Origin of the sequence: Phenylobacterium sp., assembly GCF_036821595.1 — a bacterium.
Classification (GTDB): domain Bacteria; phylum Pseudomonadota; class Alphaproteobacteria; order Caulobacterales; family Caulobacteraceae; genus Phenylobacterium.
In genome coordinates this window covers 1-4,716 of record NZ_DAISJG010000121.1, presented here as the reverse complement: position 1 = coordinate 4,716, position 4,716 = coordinate 1, and the positions used below count along the sequence as shown (strand labels likewise).

At 69.1% G+C, this 4,716-nt stretch carries 5 protein-coding genes; all 5 read left to right on the top strand.

Translation table 11 applies throughout. The features are described from left to right. The coding region (atpA, locus tag V7Z97_RS19375; protein WP_334165118.1) for a F0F1 ATP synthase subunit alpha at positions 1 to 1,289 on the top strand (1,289 nt) is incomplete at its 5' end. Positions 1,290 to 1,320: 31 nt separating this feature from the next. Beyond that, positions 1,321 to 2,193, top strand: a complete 873-nt coding sequence (locus tag V7Z97_RS19370; protein WP_334165115.1) for a F0F1 ATP synthase subunit gamma — start codon at positions 1,321 to 1,323, stop codon at positions 2,191 to 2,193. An 18-nt stretch (positions 2,194 to 2,211) separates the two neighbouring features. After that, on the top strand, positions 2,212 to 3,738 hold the full coding sequence (gene atpD / locus V7Z97_RS19365; protein ID WP_442958055.1) for a F0F1 ATP synthase subunit beta: 1,527 nt from the start codon (positions 2,212 to 2,214) through the stop codon (positions 3,736 to 3,738). A 6-nt stretch (positions 3,739 to 3,744) separates the two neighbouring features. After that, positions 3,745 to 4,008 carry an ATP synthase F1 subunit epsilon gene (locus V7Z97_RS19360; RefSeq protein WP_334165113.1) on the top strand — a complete coding sequence of 88 codons (264 nt, stop codon included), beginning with the start codon at positions 3,745 to 3,747 and terminating at the stop codon, positions 4,006 to 4,008. Positions 4,009 to 4,107: 99 nt separating this feature from the next. After that, positions 4,108 to 4,716, top strand: a 609-nt coding sequence (locus tag V7Z97_RS19355) for a hypothetical protein (protein WP_334165112.1), incomplete at its 3' end; no start/stop codon positions are given.

The following is a 4,716-nucleotide window of genomic DNA, read 5'->3' as shown; positions in this document are numbered from 1 at the left end:
CCATCAAGGAAGGCGACGAAGTCCGCCGCCTGGGCGAGATCGTGGACGTGCCGGTCGGCAAGGGCCTGCTGGGCCGGGTCGTCAACCCGCTGGGCGAGCCGATCGACGGCAAGGGCCCGATCCAGAACGTGGCCGAGCGCCGCCGCGTGGACGTGAAGGCTCCGGGCATCATTCCGCGGAAGTCGGTGCACGAGCCGGTGCAGACCGGCCTGAAGGCCATCGACACCCTGATCCCGGTGGGCCGCGGCCAGCGCGAGCTGATCATCGGCGACCGTCAGACGGGCAAGACGGCCGTCGCCATCGACACCATCCTGAACCAGAAGCAGATCAACGCCGGGACCGACGAGAGCGCCAAGCTCTATTGCATCTACGTCGCCATCGGCCAGAAGCGCTCCACGGTCGCCCAGATCGTCAAGACGCTCGAGGAGCGCGGCGCGCTGGACTACACCATCGTGGTCTCGGCCACGGCGTCCGAGCCCGCCCCGCTGCAGTTCCTGGCGCCGTTCGCCGGCTGCGCCATGGGCGAGTGGTTCCGCGACAACGGCATGCACGCCGTCATCATCTATGACGACCTGTCCAAGCAGGCCGTCGCCTACCGCCAGATGTCGCTGCTGCTGCGCCGTCCGCCGGGCCGCGAAGCCTATCCGGGCGACGTCTTCTACCTGCACTCCCGCCTGCTGGAGCGGGCCGCCAAGCTCAACGCCGACAACGGCTCGGGCTCGCTGACCGCCCTGCCGCTGATCGAGACCCAGGCCAACGACGTGTCGGCCTACATCCCGACCAACGTGATCTCGATCACCGACGGACAGATCTTCCTCGAGACCGACCTGTTCTTCCAGGGCATCCGCCCGGCGGTGAACGTCGGCATCTCCGTGTCGCGCGTGGGCTCCTCGGCCCAGATCAAGGCGATGAAGACCGCGTCCGGCCCGATCAAGGGCGAGCTCGCCCAGTACCGGGAAATGGCCGCCTTCGCGAAGTTCGGCTCCGACCTCGACGTGGCCACCCAGCGCATGCTGGCCCGCGGCGAGCGCCTGACCGAGCTCCTGAAGCAGCCGCAGTACTCGCCGCTGGCGGTGGAGGAGCAGGTGGCGGTGATCTACGCCGGCACCCGCGGCTACCTCGACAAGATCCCCACCAGCCAGGTCGGGCGCTTCGAGCGCGAGCTGCTCAGCCACCTGCACAGCAAGCACCAGGCGATGCTGGACAAGATCCGCGTCGAGAAGGACCTGAAGAACGTCGAAGACGATCTGAAGGCCGTCCTGGCCGCCTTCGCCGACAGCTTCGCCTAAGTCGCCGAGCCCCAGGAGCGAGTAACCGGCGATGGCCACCGTCAAGGAAATGCGGACCCGGATCTCTGCGGTGAAATCCACCCAGAAGATCACCAAGGCGATGCAAATGGTCGCTGCGGCGAAGCTGCGTCGCGCCCAGAACTCCGCCCAGAGCGCCCGGCCCTATGCCGAGCGCATGGCCGCGGTGATCGCCAACCTGGCGGCGGGCGTGTCCGGCGACGGCGCCCCGAAGCTGCTGGTCGGCACCGGCGCCACGCAACGGCACCTGGTGGTCATCGCCACCTCGGACCGCGGCCTGGCCGGGGGCTTCAACTCCTCCATCGTCCGCGCCGCGCGCCAGCGCATCGACGCCCTCCTGGGCGAGGGCAAGGACGTCAAGGTGATGACCGTCGGCCGCAAGGCCCGCGACCAGCTCCGCCGTCTGCACGCCTCGCGCCTGGTGGCGAGCTTCGAGGTCGGCGGCAATCCGTCGCTCGCCGTCGCCGAGGAGGTCTCGGCCCGCATCCAGGAGATGTTCGAGGCCGGCGACATCGACGTCGTCACCCTGTTCTTCAGCCAGTTCAAGTCGGTGGTCACCCAGACGCCGACGGCCCGGCAGCTGATCCCGGCGGAAGTCGTCGAGGGCGGGCCGACGATCGACCTGAAGGGCGCGGCCTACGAGTACGAGCCGGACGAGGCCACGATCCTCGCCGACCTGCTGCCGCGCAACATCACAACCCAGATCTTCTCCGCCATGCTGGAGAACCAGGCAGGCTTCTTCGCCGCCCAGATGACGGCGATGGACAACGCCACCCGCAACGCCGGCGACATGATCGCCAGCCTCACCCTGCAGATGAACCGTGCACGCCAGGCGCAGATCACCAAGGAGCTGATCGAGATCATCTCCGGCGCCGAAGCGATCTAGAACCAAGAGAGCCCAGACATGTCTGAAGCCCCCGCCAAGCGACCCCGCGCTCCCGCCAAGAAGGCCGCCGCGCCGCAGGCCCCCGCCGCCACGGGCGTGGCCACCGGCAAGCTGGTGCAGATCATCGGCGCCGTCGTCGACGTCGAGTTCGACGGCCACCTGCCGGCGATCCTGAACGCCCTGGAGACCACCAACACCGACCAGCGTACGGGCGAGCCGTTCCGCCTGGTGCTCGAGGTCGCCCAGCACCTGGGCGAGAACACCGTGCGCGCCATCGCCATGGACACCACCGAGGGCCTGACCCGCGGCCAGCCGGTGCGCGACACCGGCAAGCCGATCACCGTGCCGGTCGGCCCGGGCACGCTCGGCCGGATCATGAACGTCATCGGCGAGCCGATCGACGAGGCCGGCCCGATCGACCTGACCAACACCTCGGCGATCCACCGCGAGGCCCCGTCCTTCGCCGAGCAGTCCACCTCGGCCGAAGTGCTGGTCACCGGGATCAAGGTCATCGACCTGCTCTGCCCCTACACCAAGGGCGGCAAGATCGGCCTGTTCGGCGGCGCCGGCGTCGGCAAGACCGTGACCATGCAGGAGCTGATCAACAACATCGCCAAGGCGTACGGCGGCTACTCCGTGCTGGCGGGCGTGGGCGAGCGGACCCGTGAAGGGAACGACCTCTACCACGAGATGATCGAGTCCAACGTGAACGTGGACCCGCGGGAGAACAACGGCTCCACCGAAGGCTCCAAGTGCGCCCTCGTCTACGGCCAGATGAACGAACCCCCGGGCGCCCGCGCCCGCGTCGCCCTGACCGGCCTCGCCCAGGCGGAGTACTTCCGCGACGTCGAGGGCAAGGACGTGCTGCTGTTCATCGACAACATCTTCCGCTTCACCCAGGCGGGTTCGGAAGTGTCGGCTCTGCTGGGCCGCATCCCCTCGGCCGTGGGCTACCAGCCGACGCTGGCCACCGAGATGGGCAACCTGCAGGAGCGGATCACCTCCACCTCCAAGGGCTCGATCACCTCGGTTCAGGCCATCTACGTGCCCGCCGACGACCTGACCGACCCGGCCCCGGCCACCTCGTTCGCCCACCTGGACGCCACCACCGTGCTGTCGCGCGACATCGCCGCCCAGGGCATCTTCCCGGCCGTCGACCCGCTCGACTCCACCTCGCGGATCATGGACCCGCTGGTGATCGGTGAAGAGCACTACATGGTCGCCCGCCGCGTGCAGGAGACCCTGCAGACCTACAAGCAGCTCAAGGACATCATCGCCATCCTCGGCATGGATGAACTGTCCGAAGAGGACAAGCTGATCGTCGCCCGGGCGCGGAAGATCCAGCGCTTCCTGTCGCAGCCCTTCCACGTGGCCGAGCAGTTCACCAACACGCCCGGCGTGCTGGTCCCGCTCGAGGACACCATCCGCTCCTTCAAGGCGCTGGTGGACGGCGAATACGACCACCTCCCCGAGCCGGCCTTCTTCAACGTCGGCACGATCGAGGACGCCGTCCGCAAGGCCGAGCAGCTGGCGTCGGAAGCCTAAGCGACCATGGCCGAGAAGCTCCACTTCTCCCTGGTCTCCCCGGAGCGCGAGCTGTTCTCGGGCCTCGTGGACCAGGTGGACGCGCCGGGCGCCGAGGGCGACTTCGGCGTGCTTGCCAACCACGCGCCGTTCATGACGGCGCTGAAGGAAGGCCAGCTGCGCGTGCACAACAATGGCCAGGTGAAGGTGTACGACATCCGCGGCGGTTTCGCGGACGTCACGCCGGACGGCCTGACCGTGCTCGCCGAGCACGCGGTCGAGGCCGCCTAACGGGCACGTGATCGTCCGACGCAAAGCCGGCGCCGTGGGGCCTTGCCTCCGGCGCCGGGCTTGAGTTTGATGCCGCGTTGAAAAGTCAGGGGAACGTCCATGCGTACAGCCTTCGTCAGCCTCATCCTCGCCGCCGGCCTCGCCGGCGCGGCCCAGGCCCAGGAACCGGCGGCCCAGCCCGCGGCTCCCGCGCCGACCACGACGGAGGCCCCCGCAGCCCTCCAGCCCGCGCCGCCTGCGGCCGCGCCGGCCGAAGCGCCCCCGGCCCCGCCGCCGCTGCCCACCACCGGCGACGCCGCCGAGGTGATCGCGGCGCTGGACAACGTCTGCGTCCCCGCCGTCCGCGGCCAGAAGCTGGACGACCTGGCCAAGGCCAACGGCTTCCGTCAGAACCGCCGCGACCAGACCTGGGCCAAGCCCCTGGGCGGCCAGAAGAACTACCAGATCATCCTGTTCCCGCAGGGCTCCAACAAGGACGTCTGCTTCGCCGAGCTGCGCTACGGCGCCGGCTCCGCCGAAGAGATCGCCAAGGGCCTGAACGTGTGGGCCTTCACCCGCCAGCCGCCGCTGGACCCCACCGCCAACTACACCCAGCCGGTGGACCCCGACGGCATGAAGCGCGTGCGCCGCTCGTGGGAGCACCTGTCCTCGAGCCAGTCGATCGGCCTGAACTTCTCCACCGTGCGCAAGCCGGACGACAGCCAGGTC

Excerpts from the sequence above, each read along its gene's own strand:
- V7Z97_RS19360 (WP_334165113.1), top strand. The coding sequence starts at position 3,745 with ATGGCCGAGAAGCTCCACTTCTCCCTGGTCTCCCCGGAGCGCGAGCTG.
- atpD (WP_442958055.1), top strand. The coding sequence starts at position 2,212 with ATGTCTGAAGCCCCCGCCAAGCGACCCCGCGCTCCCGCCAAGAAGGCC.
- V7Z97_RS19370 (WP_334165115.1), top strand. The coding sequence starts at position 1,321 with ATGGCCACCGTCAAGGAAATGCGGACCCGGATCTCTGCGGTGAAATCC.